The organism is Parapedobacter sp. ISTM3 (assembly GCF_016533505.1).
In the GTDB taxonomy this organism is placed as follows: Bacteria; Bacteroidota; Bacteroidia; order Sphingobacteriales; family Sphingobacteriaceae; genus Parapedobacter; species Parapedobacter luteus.
Genome location: NZ_JAENGN010000003.1, coordinates 1 through 13681 on the forward strand (window position 1 = coordinate 1; position 13681 = coordinate 13681).

The following is a 13681-nucleotide window of genomic DNA, read 5'->3' on the forward strand; positions in this document are numbered from 1 at the left end:
CCTCTTCCCCGTTTTTTTTTGTATTTTGAGCCAAAATAGCAGCAACAGCGTCGAATGTTGGGGTAAAACCAGCGATAAATTATCAATGCTGTTCGGCTTAATTGTTAAACTATTAAATACATACATGATGAGTATGAACGACAACACAAAAATCGTAACAGCCCTGCTGGCCGGACTGGTTGCCGGGGCAGCCGCAGGGCTTTTATTGGCACCAAAAAAGGGATCGGAAACCCGTGATGAATTAAATACTTCGGTAAAGAAGCTCACCAAGGCACTCAAAGAAAGCTCCGCCGAGCAAACCGAACACCTGCGTGAGTTCAAGGAAAAAGCGCTGGCAGCGTTGAAAACCAAGCTCAGCAAGGCCGCAAAACGCGTAGAACAAGACGCGGACGAACCTGCTTCCGTATAATGAGCTGACGGCCCACGGACGTTCCCAGTCCGGCAAAGAGGGCTTCCCAGAAACATATATCGATTGTCGTACAGGCTGCATAGCCTGGCGATGAAAGTTTATTTGTTATTTTTTGGCCATAGGCCAAATCCATTAGCCAAGCACATGCAGAAAGAACAAGCTACAGAAAGCAAATTTCCACTGAAAGGCATATTTCGAAAACTTGCGGATTACCGGGATACCCGTTTAAGGATATTTCGGCTCAAGGCTGTTGAGCGCGCGGCAGGGTTAATCGCCCGTGTGACCATCGATGTGACAAAAGTGGTTTTAAGCGTGTTCGTGCTGTTCTTTCTCAGCTTGGCCTTGGGATACTACATAGGTGAACTATTCGGACGCGTTTCTTTTGGCTTCCTTGCGGTAGCCGGTTTGTATTTGGTCCTGTTGGGCCTTGGGGTTTGCTTTCGAGATCGTATTAAAAACCTATTGACAAACCTTTCCATTAGACGGTTGGCACAAAGGAAGGCTGATGAAATGGATTGAGTACGATTATTCAAAGGACTGCAATGGAGCCCATAGGCTGGATGTAACGATTAAAGAACAAGGATACCGCGGAAGTCAAAGTCTTGTTAATCAGCGGAATTTTTCATAAAGGTTCTTAGTCTGTTACGGCGAACTTCTTTGTCCAGTCTTTTTATTTCGCGAGATTCGAAATCCATCTTGTGGACGGATTGTTCAACCAATTTACCGTTTCTTTTTAGGGGATCATGCAATGCAACAAAAAACACCCAGCAGGATTAAACACAACCTAAACAACATACATGACAGATTTATCATTCGACCGCAAATTATCGGGGTATCCGCTATGTATCTTTGATGCGGTTTCATTGCCGCGGCCGACGATTGTTCCTAAACCAAAGTTAGCCGAAAAACTGTTTTTGGGCAAATGGCCGTCCAAATGTCCTGCCGAACAAATACACCCCTATACCTTTGAAGGATTTTTGGCGATCTCCTGTAATCCTGACCGGTCATAGCCTTCCGCGCCTTTCGGCATCGGTAGTGACCGCTTTGTTTCTTGTTTTTATGTTATTGCTGAACGTATAGGTAAACATGAGCGTAAACGACCGGGTAATGCGTTTCTGGTAGAAATCGTGGGTGAAAAGGCGGTAGGTGGAGAAGCTTTTGTCCCTGAGTGTGTCGAATACGTCGTTCATCGCCAGCTTCAGCATCCCTTTGTCCGCAAATAGATTTTTTTGGACGGACAGGTCCAGGTAATAGATATAGGCAGCTTCAGTAACGTAGTTCTGAAAGCCCGAGTTATAGCTACTGTTAACGTCAATGTACCATTTCTTCGGCAAGGTAAACCGCAGGTACGTGTTGTTGTAAAAGGTAAAGCGGGAGGCTACATGGTCCATATCCGGATAATCGAACGCATTCCGGTATATGCCGTTGGACATATTCATGTACAGCCATTTGCGGAGATCACCGTAGAGGCTGTGTTCTGCACCGGTCATCAGCTCCTTCCCGAAGTTAACTGTCCGGTAATAGGTGACATTTCCTTCGGACTGGTAAATTCCGGCCATGACATCGGTGGTACGGTTTGCATATACGGAAAGCGAATGATTACCTTTCTTGTAAGCAAGTTCAAACCGCTGCGTGTATTGTGGCCGCAGGTAGGGGTTGCCCATGATGTACGAGAAATCATTGTCTTTCCGTACGAATGGGTTAAGGTCGCGGAACGACGGCCGTTGTATGCGTCTGGAATAGGTGGCTGAGAGCACCGATTTGTCTTTCAGTGTGTACCCATAAAACAGACTTGGGAAAAAATCGGTATAGTGCTGGCGGATTTCCTCTCCTGTCATGCGGTTTTCGCCGCGTAGGTATGTGTTCTCCACACGCATCCCCGCACGTACTGAGTGGGCCCTGCCGTATTTCGCGGAGTAGGTGAAATAGCCAGCGAGGATATTCTCCCTGTTACCGAAATCCTCCTGCCCTTCGGGCGTAGGCATCCATGCACCGTTGTCCAGCCGGGCCGTGGTCAACAGGTTGTCCCGGCCTACCGAACCGAATTTAAAGCCTGTGGTAAACTGCCAGTTTCCCTGATAGCGTTGCGACCAATCGCCCTGGAGGGTATAATAGTTGGTAGCGGGAAGGGCGTGGAACCGGAAACTGTTATCCTGCATTTCTTCTCCGAATGTGTACACGGTATTGGACGTATTCAGGTTATTTCCGTTATTGGCGCCAGTCTCGGCAATAAACCGGATAACACTGCCCAGGCTATCTTTTCGGTAAAGGTAATTGAATGCCGTATACCACAGGTCTGTCCCGAAATCTTCCAAAGGTGTGTTGTTACTTATGGAGGACAGCCCGGGAGTGTGCGTGGAAAGCTCGTTGCTGGTGGCGTACAGTCCATCCATGTCGTTGTAATAGGCCTCAAGAGCAAGCTCGTGCTTGTCCGAAGGGTAGTATACCAACCCGCCTTGCAGTGTGAGGTTTTTGCGGTAGCCGTCGAAAAATCCTGTGCTGCGGTTTGTGGTCGAGAGATCCGGAAACACCTGTTCTGTCCTGAAATCCCCGTAGTCGTTGTCGTCGCGGTAGTCAGCCTTACCATATACATTCCATTTGCCTGATCCGTAATTTGCCGAAATCCCGCCCCATCCGGACATGACGTCTTCCCTTCGGTAGGTATAGGAACCCGACACCGTCGAAGTAAATCCCTGCGGGACGCCTTTTAGTACGATGTTCACGACGCCACCGCTATTTGCTGCGTCCGTATCGGCGGATCCCACACTCTGCACCTCGATGCGTGCGATGCGTTTAGGGTCCAGGCTCCGGAAGTAGTTGGTCAGATCCTGGCCGGAGAGATTGAGCCTACGACCGTTGACCATGACCAACGGTGCCTGATTCAGCAGTCGCAGTTCGCCGGCACTGTTCACCTGTAGCCGGGGCGTCCGCGCAAGCACTTCCAGGCCGTTCATGGCATCGGCCAGCGGACTGCGGTCCACATGAAACAGTAACTTATCAAAGTCGTGCTCAATGACGGGGCGGCTTCTTTCCACCGTGACGGTTTCGAGCACATTGGTGTTGTCCACGGTTATCGTGCCGATATCCCTGATTTCGTCGAGGTCAACGGTTACGGCATACAATTCCCTGCCGAGGAAGGCGATACGCAGGACGAGTTCGCCGCCGGCTGCCGTAAGCGCGAAGCTACCGTCTTTTTCGGTAAGGGTATGGGCCATGATGGTGGTATCGTTCAAAAGCTTGATTTCAGCGAACTCCACAGCATCGCCGTTTTGGTCAAGGACTTTACCCTTCAGCGTTGCCTGCTGGGCTATGGAGGTAAATGGTAAGAGTAGATAGTTAAGTAAAAGTAGTCTCGCAATCATGTTGAATAATTAAAGGTTAAGCTTTTGCTTGGCGGCTGCAAACAGATGAAGAGTCCATTGAGCCACACTCAAAATAAAGGAATAGGCACCGTAACGCCAGTTAATGTGCGGTTAAAGACGGGTTAAAGCCCGGTTAATGAGTCGTTAATGAACGGTTAATGGTTTAGGCCTTGCTTTCTCCTTTTATTATATTTGGCATATAGTGAAGGATTTCAAGAAAAAGACCAGGGTGTTACTGATCGGCTGTGTGCTGATGATCCTCGCGGTGGGAGGCATCCAGTATTACCTCATCGGCAACACTTATCGCCTTACCCGCAATGAGTATTTCCGTGATGTAAGGAATGAAATGAACAGTGTGCTTTCCACGCCGGAAGTAAAAAAGCACATTGACAGCTGCCTGCCCGCGCTTAAGGAACACCTGGCCCTCGTGTTGCGCGACAGCTTGGATCGGGAAGCCTCGCTGGAGCGTTTCAGAGGGCAACGTCTTAGCTATCTGTCTATCTATAATAGCGTGCTGGACAGTATCATGCAATACCGTTCATTGCTCAGAGATGTTGCCTTTCAGGTCCGTTTTGACGAAATCATTCTCTATGCGGATGGTACAGTGGACACACTACTGCGACGTGTTGATGCTCCGATCGTCATGCTGGGAACGGATGCGGAAGACAACGGCTCCTTTCAGATCAGCCAGGGCAGGCAGCGTGAAACAGGCCAGATTGTGGGGGAGGGCCGACTGCTGGATTTCGAGGTGGCCGTTTCCACGGGGCAGTATCTTGATATATCCGGTTGGGAAGGCGTTGTCCTTGGCAGAATGGGCTTGGTCTTTGGATTGGCATTACTCATTATGGGCGCTATGATTGTGCTTTTCTATCAGATGATGAGCACAGCCATCCGGCAAAAGAAGATTGCCGATATAAAGACGGATTTTACAAACAATATTACCCATGAGTTAAAGACGCCGCTGTCTTCATTGAAGATCATTACCAAGCGACTGGAAAAAAAGCATGGGAGCGAAGATTTCGGTAGGTTACTGCAAACGCTTGAACGGCAACATAACCGTATAAACGGTATCATTGACCAAGTGTTGGAAAGTTCCATGACAGACCGGACCGACCCGGTGATGAAGGATGTCGACATCGTCATGGAACTCCATAACTATCTGGATAATCTATTTATAGAGAGCCACAGGGTGGTACGTGATATCATGGGGCATGGCGTTATGCTGAATACGGACATGCAGCGACTGGAAACCATCCTTAATAACCTGACAGAGAACGCTGCCAAATACAGCGAAAAGGGAAAGGTTATTACGGTAAGGGGATACCCGGAGGGCAATTTTTATTACATCCAGGTCGTCGATCAGGGCGAGGGTATGGAACGTGAACATGTGAGTCATGCCTTTGATAAATTTTACCGTGTTCCGAAGGAAAACAGGCACGAGGTAAAAGGTCTTGGATTGGGACTGTATTTTTGTAAACAGGCCGCAACGGAGCTCGGGGCGGATTTGAGCGTGTCGAGTAAAGTGGGTGAAGGTAGTTGTTTTACGCTTAAACTGCGGATCAGGCAGGCACGGTACGGTGTTTTGGAACTATGATTTTTAGCGTATGAACAGAATATTGATTATAGAAGACGATGACGATATCAGTATGCAGTTACAGGGGTATCTCCATGATGAAGGCTTTCTGGCCGATGTCGCTTCTAACGGCATTGAAGCAAGGGAACGCCTGCGGCGGGACCGTTATGATGTGCTGGTTGTTGACATCATGATGCCGTATGAAGACGGTTTTACATTTGTGGAAAAGTTAAGACAGACAGAGACGAAAATACCTTTTGTGTTTGTAACGGCGAAAAACCAGAAAGAAGATGTCATTAAAGGATTGATGCTTGGGGCAGACGACTATATCCGGAAACCGTTTGACCCGGATGAGCTTGTGCTTCGCGTCAGGAATCTTCTTGCCCGTACACTGAACCCGACCGGCATAAATAAGGAAGACCGCCAGGTCAGGATTGGTGACTATCTCTTTGATCTGGAAAACCTTAGCCTTACCTACAAAGGAAAGCAAAGCCTGCTCACCGAGAAAGAGGCTAAGCTGCTGGCATATTTATGCCAGAACGAGGGGCGGGTCATCCGAAGGGACGAAATCCTGCAGCGGATATGGAAAGAAAATGATTTTTTTTCGGGAAGGAGCATGGACGTTTTCATGACGCGCTTGCGGAAATACCTTTCGCACGATAAACGCATCCAGATAGAAAGTGTCCGAGGCGTCGGCTTCCGATTTGTCAAGAACCGGAATAATTAAGGGTAATGAACAATCAGGATGCATTTTAACACAATCTTGTCGATCGGGTTGTTAATGAATATTCTTATTTTTGTGCACATATTCAATTGCGCAGCCATAACCCTGGCGCATTCACAACCCTTTACAACTGAAATGGGGGTAGAACGTCAGACATCAAGCAAAATATGAAAAACATAGACTACAAAATTGACGACAAGTTGAATTACAGGCCTTGGGTATGGGGGCTAACAATAGGTATAAACAGCCTCATTGCATTAGCTTTTTTCCTGCCAAACATGGAGAAGCTTCGACATTATGATTTCAGTTATTTGCCGAAAGTAAATGCAGTTTTGAACAGTTTGACGTTCATTGCATTACTACTTTCCCTGTTGGCTATAAAAAACAAGAAGATTACACTTCACAGGAACCTTGTGTTTTTGGCCTTTGGATTTACCTCCATATTTTTGGTTACTTATCTGGTATATCATTTCTCGACCCCGTCGGCGCAATATGGGGGCGAGGGAATCATCCGTTACATTTATTTCTTTGTTTTAATTACGCATATTGTACTTGCGGCCCTTATTGTTCCATTAGCTTTGATTTCTATCGGTCGCGGATTGAATATGGAGGTAACGACCCATCGCAGAATCGCCAGATGGACGATGCCTATTTGGCTTTACGTGAGTCTCACGGGGGTGGTGGTTTATTTTATGATAGCTCCCTATTATTAAGAATAATCATTGCTAAGCAAGGCTTATCAGCCGGATAAATACATACAGCGTGCTTACCATAAGTGGCCGCTAAGTCACGGTGGTTGCATAACCGCAATTATCTGCGTTGCCCGACAGGTCAAATTGAATTGGCTCAGCCCACGGTAATATAACAGGCTCGCGCCAGGTATCACCATCTTCGATTGCCTTCACACCCGAAAGTTACCTAAAAACACTGCTTATCGAAGAATGCAGTTTTCCCACAAAAAATTTGCATCTGAACTTATTATCCTATAAATTTGCTATGCATGCATAATAATTTGATTGCTGGCCAACATGAATGATGATAATACCATTGATTACTATTTAAAGGCAGCATGGCAATCCGCAGCCAATAAATACAACCAGATTGCGGCCCGTTTCGGGATTACCCAGGCGACGGGTTACGTGCTAATCAATATACATAAAGAGGGGACGCCGGTGTCGCAAATTGCTTACCTCTTGGGCGTGAAGACGACAAGTTTATCACGTATCCTCAACAATTTGGAGGCCATGGGGTTGATATACCGAGAGACCAACCGTGCCGACAAGCGCTCGGTAAAGGTTTTTTTAACGGAACTGGGGAAAGCAAAAAGAGAACAAGCTAAGGACGTGGTGCGGAAATTCAATGCATACCTGGATGAGCACCTGTCTCAGGAAGAACGAACGGCTGCCGTCCATTTGTTGAAACGCATCAATCAATTGGCAGCACAATACAAACCAGAAGAATAGATAATCATGAGACGCATCAAAAAAGTAGCGGTACTGGGTTCGGGCGTAATGGGCTCGCGCATCGCCTGCCACTTTGCCAACATCGGTGTAGAAGTATTACTTCTTGACATCGTGCCCCGTGAACTGCTTCCCGTTGAAGAGGCAAAGGGGCGGACGTTGGAAAGTAAAACGGTACGCAACCGCATTGTCAATCAATCGCTCGAAGCGGCTATAAAAGGCAACCCGTCGCCCGTGTTTAGCAAACACCTTATCAAACGGATTACCACCGGAAATTTTGATGATGATATGGCTGCAATTGATACGGCAGACTGGATTATTGAGGTGGTTGTGGAGCGGCTGGATATTAAAAAGCAGGTCTTTGATAGGGTCGAGCAGTACCGCAGGCCCGGCACACTTGTTACTTCTAACACTTCAGGTATCCCTATCCACCTGATGGCTGAAGGGCGAAATGACGATTTCAAAGCCCACTTCTGTGGCACGCATTTCTTCAATCCGCCGCGTTACCTGCGTCTGCTTGAAATCATTCCCACAATGGATACCAAACCGGAGATTGTGGAGTTCCTCATGCATTACGGCGACAAATTCCTTGGTAAAACGACCGTGCTTTGTAAAGATACGCCCGCATTCATCGGTAACCGTATCGGTGTGTATTCCATGCTGGCCCTTACGCACTTGGTTGATCAGCTCGGTCTCACTGTTGAGGAAATAGATAAATTCACCGGCCCGGCGATGGGGCATCCCAAATCTGCGACGTTTCGTACGGCTGACGTTGTCGGGTTGGATACGCTGGTGAACGTAGCCAATGGACTGGCTGAGAATGCAAAAGACGATGAGGCCCGCGGAGTATTCCAGTTGCCAGCTTATATCCGGCAAATGGTGGAAAACCGATGGCTGGGTGAAAAAAGCGGCCAGGGTTTTTATAAAAAAATTAAGGACGACAAAGGAAACAGCGAGATATTGGCGCTGGACCTGAAGACGTTGGAGTATCGCCGGCAGGAGAAGGTAAAGTCTGCCACATTGGAAACGACCAAGCCGGTAGACGACATCCGCAAACGCATGAAAGTATATGAGCAGGGGACGGATAATGCAGGTATGCTTTTCCGTGCTATGCATTACCCGCTGTTTGAATACGTATCACGGCGTGTGCCGGAAATTACAGACCAATTTTTCCGCATAGACGATGCGATGCGTGCTGGTTTCGGGTGGGAGCTCGGTCCGTTTGAGGTATGGGACGCGCTTGGCGTGAAAGAAACGCTTGAAAAAATCAAGGCCGAAGAAAAACGGATACCGGGCCAAAGCGGCGAAGTGGCTACGTGGGTTCATGAGATGCTGGCGGCTGGGCATGAATCGTTTTATAAGACTGAACAGGGGATAAGGCATTACTATGACATCCAAAGCAAGTCGTACAAGCCTATCCCCGGTACAGAGGTTTTCCTGATCTTGGACGATCTCCGCGGGCAAAAGACGGTATGGAAGAACAGTGGGCTGACCATTGTCGATCTGGGCGATGGTATCCTCAATGCAGAGTTTCATACCAAGATGAATACGATAGGCGGGGATGTTATCCAAGGATTGCATAAGGCCATAGCGTTGGCCGAAAAGGATTTCCGGGGCCTGGTCATCGGCAACGATGGTTCCAACTTTTCTGCGGGCGCCAATATCGGTATGATTTTCATGATGGCGGTGGAGCAGGATTATGACGAACTCAATCTTGCCGTGAAAACTTTTCAGGATACGTCCATGCGCTTGCGCTATTCGGCCATTCCGGTAGTCGCCGCACCATTTGCGCTCACGCTGGGCGGGGGGTGCGAATTTTCCATGCATGCCGATTTTGTACAGCTCCATGCCGAAACGTACATGGGCCTCGTAGAGTTCGGTGTGGGCGTCATTCCTGGTGGGGGCGGATCCAAGGAGTTCGCACTTCGAGCGTCTGACGAGTTTAAAGATGGGCAGATTGAGCAGAACGTACTGCGTGAGCGCTTCCTCACGATTGGGCAGGCCAAGGTATCGACCTCGGCGGCAGAGGCAGCCGAACTTGGATACTTACGGGCCGGCCAATATGCCATCAGTATGAACAGAAGCAGGCTGCTCGCTGATGCCAAGGCCAAAGCCATTGAACTGGCTGAGGCAGGTTATACACAGCCTGTACCACGTACGGACATTAAAGTGCTGGGCAAACAGGGGTTGGGCATCGTTTATGTAGGGGCCAATTCGATGCGATCGGGAAATTACATTTCTGAACACGACCAAAAGATTTCTGAAAAATTAGGATGGGTGCTGTGTGGCGGTGACTTGTCGTCACCTACCGAAGTATCCGAGCAATATTTGTTGGATTTGGAGCGCGAAGCATTTCTGTCATTGTGCGGCGAGAAGAAAACGTTGGAGCGGATCCAACATATGTTAACCAAAGGTAAACCATTAAGAAATTAGATATGGAGGCATACATCATAGCAGGGTTTCGTACGGCGGTGGGTAAAGCGCCACGTGGTGTGTTCCGCTTTACGCGGGCGGATGACCTCGCTGCCGATGTGATTAAGCATCTGGTGGCTTCGGTACCCAACCTGGATAAAGAACAGATAGACGACGTCATCGTAGGCAACGCAACGCCGGAAGCAGAACAAGGCCTTAATATCGGCAGGTTAATCTCATTAATGGGCCTGGATACCGACAAAGTACCCGGTATGACGATCAATCGCTACTGCGCTTCTGGTTTAGAGACGATCGCTACGGCTGTCGCTAAAATCAGGACAGGTATGGCCGACGCTATCATTGCGGGTGGCGTAGAGGTGATGTCGGGAATGCCTATGGGTGGCTGGAAGCTGGTGCCCAACCCGGAGGTGGCTAAGCATCACCCCGATTGGTATTGGAATATGGGGCTTACCGCTGAGGCCGTGGCAAAAGCATATCAAGTGAGTCGTGAGGATCAGGATATATTTGCCTTCCAATCACATCAAAAAGCGTTGGCAGCCATCAAGGATGGCAGGCTCAAGGAAGGCGTAGTGCCGATTACTGTTGTGGAGCGCTATCTTGACGATGGAAGCAAAATAAGCAGCCGGCAATATGTCGTAGACACCGACGAAGGTCCCCGGGCGGATACCAGTACCGAAGCGCTGGCTAAGCTGAAGCCGGTTTTTGCGATGGGGGGCAGCGTTACCGCGGGCAATTCTTCCCAGACATCAGACGGTGCGGCATTTGTGCTGGTCGTATCCGAGCGGAAACTGAAGGAATTGGGCGCGCAGCCCATTGCCCGGCTGGTCAGCTATGGCGTGGCCGGTGTGCCACCCCGCATGATGGGTATCGGCCCTATCGTTGCGATCCCGAAAGCGCTTAAAATGGCGGGGATGGCATTAGACGATATCAATCTTATCGAATTGAACGAAGCTTTTGCCTCCCAATCGCTGGCTGTCATCAGGGAGCTTGGCATCAACACGGATACCCTCAACGTCAATGGTGGAGCGATTGCTTTAGGCCACCCGCTGGGATGCACCGGAGCGAAATTGTCGGTACAGTTGTTCCATGAGTTGAAGCGGCGGAACCAACGATATGGCATGGTGACGATGTGTGTGGGTACAGGACAGGGTGCAGCAGGGATTTTTGAGGTGTTTTGAGGGGCTTAGGGAATAAGGAGCAAGGATTTGAGATTGAAGCCAGCCCCGTCCTTGCTCCTTAATTTTTTCATCCTTAATCAATAAAATCACCCTTAATCAATAAAAACATGGAAACGAAAAACGAAACAACCATCAAAGGCGGTGAGTTCATCATCAAAGAAACACCGGCAACGGATATTTTTATACCCGAAGACTTCGACGAAGAACAAATCATGATTCGGCAAACCTGTCAGGATTTTCTTGAAACAGCGATTTTTCCGAATCTTGATCGCATCGATGCACAAGAAGAAGGATTGATGCAAAACCTGCTTGACAAAGCAGGCGAGTTGGGCTTGTTAGGCGTGTCCGTTCCTGAACAATACGGTGGGTTTGGCAAAAATTTCAATACGTCTATGCTTGTCGCTGATGTCATCGGCGCGGGCCACTCCTTTGCTGTGGCCTTCTCTGCGCATACCGGTATCGGCACGCTGCCCATCCTGTATTACGGCGATGCTGTGCAAAAAGAAAAATATATTCCCCGATTAGCGACAGGTCAATGGAAAGCGGCCTATTGCCTGACCGAGCCGAATGCGGGCTCCGACGCTAATTCCGGCCGTACCCGTGCCACACTCAATGCCGAAGGAACGCATTACCTGCTCAATGGGCAAAAGATGTGGATCACCAACGGAGGCTTTGCGGATGTATTCATTGTTTTTGCCAAAATCGACGAAGACAAAAACCACACAGCCTTCATCGTCGAACGGGGATTCGGTGGCATCACCATGAATCCTGAGGAACACAAATTGGGTATCAAGGGATCTTCCACCCGGCAGGTGTTTTTCAACGATTGCCCTGTGCCGGTAGAGAACATGCTGTCGGAACGCGGGAATGGATTCAAGATAGCAGTAAATATCCTCAATGTAGGGCGTATCAAACTTGGAGCTGCAACCATCGGCTCTTCGCGCCGCGTCATTAATCAAGCCATTAACTATGCCAATGAACGTGTGCAATTTGGCTTGCCGATTTCCAAGTTCGGTGCAATTCGCCATAAGCTGGCCGAGATGGCCGCACGTAATTTTGCCGTAGAAAGCGCGGCCTATCGCGCAGGGCAACATATCGATGAGGCCTATGAAGCCTTGATTGCTGACGGTATGGATGGTGTAGGGGCGAAACTGAAAGCTACCGAACAATTTGCCGTTGAATGTGCCATTTTGAAAGTTTGGGGGTCAGAGATGCTGGATTATGTGGTGGATGAAGGTGTGCAAATCTATGGTGGCATGGGGTATTCTGCGGATGCTCCCATGGAGCGCGCGTATCGCGACTCACGCATCAACCGCATTTTTGAAGGAACCAATGAGGTAAACCGCCTCCTTATTGTAGACATGCTGCTCAAGCGTGCGCTTAAGGGCGAGCTCGACCTCCTGGGGCCCGCTCAGGCCGTAGCTGCCGAGCTCTTGGCGATCCCCGATTTGACGGAAGCTGAAACATCTTTTGCGTATGAGAAAAGAATCCTTGCTAACCTAAAAAAAACAGGGTTGCTGGTGGCTGGCGCCGCCGTACAGAAGCTGATGATGACGCTACAGAAAGAACAGGAGATATTGATGAATATTGCTGACATCATCGGATCGATTTACCTGGCTGAATCTGCACTACTGCGAGCTGAAAAACTGGTGAACCAGAAAGGTGAGGAAGCGGTACTCGGCCAGTTGGATATGGCGCGAATATATTTGCATGCGACCATCGACAAGGTATTCCTCGCAGGCAAGGATGCGCTCAACGCTTTTGCTGAGGGCGATGAACTGAAGATGATGCTGATGGGCCTGAAGCGCTTCACTAAAGCCGAGCCTTATAATGCCAAGGACGCGCGGCAACGGGTGGCAAAACAATTGATTGACGCAAATGGGTGGTGTTTTTGATCACTTGCAGTTATCGAGGAGTAGGGTAAACGCCACGTCAAACTGGTCTTTCACTTTGACCAGCCCTCCGACCTTTTTCGGGGGGGTAAGATTGAAATCAGCGAACGAGAATGTGCGGCTGCCTTCAAGCTTATAGCCGGTGTTCGTCTTTGAAAACGCGTACCTGAGATTGAGAGGTTTACGCTGCCCGGCAAGTTCAATAACAACACTGCCGGATATAAAGTCTTCCCCGCCATCGCACAAGGGCATCCGCTCCAGCGACACAAACCGGATGGTCATCTGTGGATGTTCGTCTGCTTTCAAGGTCTTCCGGAGATCGGCATTCAGCATCCGGTTATGACAGTCAAACTGGTTGATGGCGATGGTGATGGCGCCCTTCATGTTCACGCGTTTACCATCTTTTGAAACGCTGCCTTGGAGGCGGTCCGCTTTGAAGGTGCCGGAAGCTTCGCATCCGAATGTGTTGATATTGGAACTGCCGTTGATGGTGATGAAGCTGCTGGGCAGCACGGTCCAGTGCAGTTCGCCGCTAGCGTGTGTAGCATATTGCGGATTAGCGTACTTGAAAGAAACAAACGTACATAACATGCCGATAAGTGGCAAGATAGCGTGTCGTCGGATGTAATTTGTTGCTTCCATCATATGGT

General features: G+C 49.0%; 11 protein-coding genes. 9 read left to right on the forward strand and 2 right to left on the reverse strand.

Going from position 1 to position 13681, the window contains the following annotated elements; genetic code table 11:
* The first annotated feature begins 133 nt into the window (after positions 1 to 133).
* Positions 134 to 409, forward strand: coding sequence for a YtxH domain-containing protein (locus JHJ32_RS04930; RefSeq protein ID WP_079716546.1), 276 nt, complete (start codon positions 134 to 136; stop codon positions 407 to 409).
* 144 nt (positions 410 to 553) lie between these two features.
* Positions 554 to 928, forward strand: a complete 375-nt coding sequence (locus JHJ32_RS04935) for a hypothetical protein (protein ID WP_200120201.1) — start codon at positions 554 to 556, stop codon at positions 926 to 928.
* Between the two features lie 485 nt (positions 929 to 1413).
* Here the strand turns inward: JHJ32_RS04935 and JHJ32_RS04940 are convergent, their stop codons facing one another.
* Positions 1414 to 3771: an outer membrane beta-barrel protein gene (locus tag JHJ32_RS04940; RefSeq protein ID WP_200120202.1), complete on the reverse strand. Its 2358-nt coding sequence runs from the start codon at positions 3769 to 3771 to the stop codon at positions 1414 to 1416.
* 202 nt (positions 3772 to 3973) lie between these two features.
* Between JHJ32_RS04940 and JHJ32_RS23110 the strand changes: the two genes are divergently transcribed.
* The 7 genes from JHJ32_RS23110 to JHJ32_RS04975 all read left to right on the forward strand — a co-directional run bounded on the left by JHJ32_RS23110 (position 3974) and on the right by JHJ32_RS04975 (position 13034).
* Positions 3974 to 5365: a HAMP domain-containing sensor histidine kinase gene (locus JHJ32_RS23110; protein WP_200120203.1), complete on the forward strand. Its 1392-nt coding sequence runs from the start codon at positions 3974 to 3976 to the stop codon at positions 5363 to 5365.
* A 10-nt stretch (positions 5366 to 5375) separates the two neighbouring features.
* Positions 5376 to 6071, forward strand: a complete 696-nt coding sequence (locus tag JHJ32_RS04950) for a response regulator transcription factor (protein ID WP_200120204.1) — start codon at positions 5376 to 5378, stop codon at positions 6069 to 6071.
* 164 nt (positions 6072 to 6235) lie between these two features.
* Positions 6236 to 6781 carry a DUF420 domain-containing protein gene (locus JHJ32_RS04955; protein ID WP_200120205.1) on the forward strand — a complete coding sequence of 182 codons (546 nt, stop codon included), beginning with the start codon at positions 6236 to 6238 and terminating at the stop codon, positions 6779 to 6781.
* Positions 6782 to 7096: 315 nt separating this feature from the next.
* Entirely contained in the window at positions 7097 to 7531 is a 435-nt protein-coding gene (locus JHJ32_RS04960; protein ID WP_079716344.1) for a MarR family winged helix-turn-helix transcriptional regulator, read from the forward strand.
* A gap of 6 nt (positions 7532 to 7537) precedes the next feature.
* Positions 7538 to 9961 carry a 3-hydroxyacyl-CoA dehydrogenase/enoyl-CoA hydratase family protein gene (locus tag JHJ32_RS04965; RefSeq protein WP_233632490.1) on the forward strand — a complete coding sequence of 808 codons (2424 nt, stop codon included), beginning with the start codon at positions 7538 to 7540 and terminating at the stop codon, positions 9959 to 9961.
* Positions 9962 to 9963: 2 nt separating this feature from the next.
* Complete coding sequence (locus JHJ32_RS04970) at positions 9964 to 11139, forward strand: acetyl-CoA C-acyltransferase (protein ID WP_079716342.1); 1176 nt, start codon at positions 9964 to 9966, stop codon at positions 11137 to 11139.
* A 107-nt stretch (positions 11140 to 11246) separates the two neighbouring features.
* Positions 11247 to 13034: an acyl-CoA dehydrogenase family protein gene (locus tag JHJ32_RS04975; RefSeq protein ID WP_200120206.1), complete on the forward strand. Its 1788-nt coding sequence runs from the start codon at positions 11247 to 11249 to the stop codon at positions 13032 to 13034.
* Here JHJ32_RS04975 and JHJ32_RS04980 read toward each other — a convergent pair whose 3' ends face one another.
* Positions 13035 to 13676 carry a YceI family protein gene (locus tag JHJ32_RS04980; RefSeq protein ID WP_200120207.1) on the reverse strand — a complete coding sequence of 214 codons (642 nt, stop codon included), beginning with the start codon at positions 13674 to 13676 and terminating at the stop codon, positions 13035 to 13037.
* Positions 13677 to 13681: the final 5 nt, after the last annotated feature.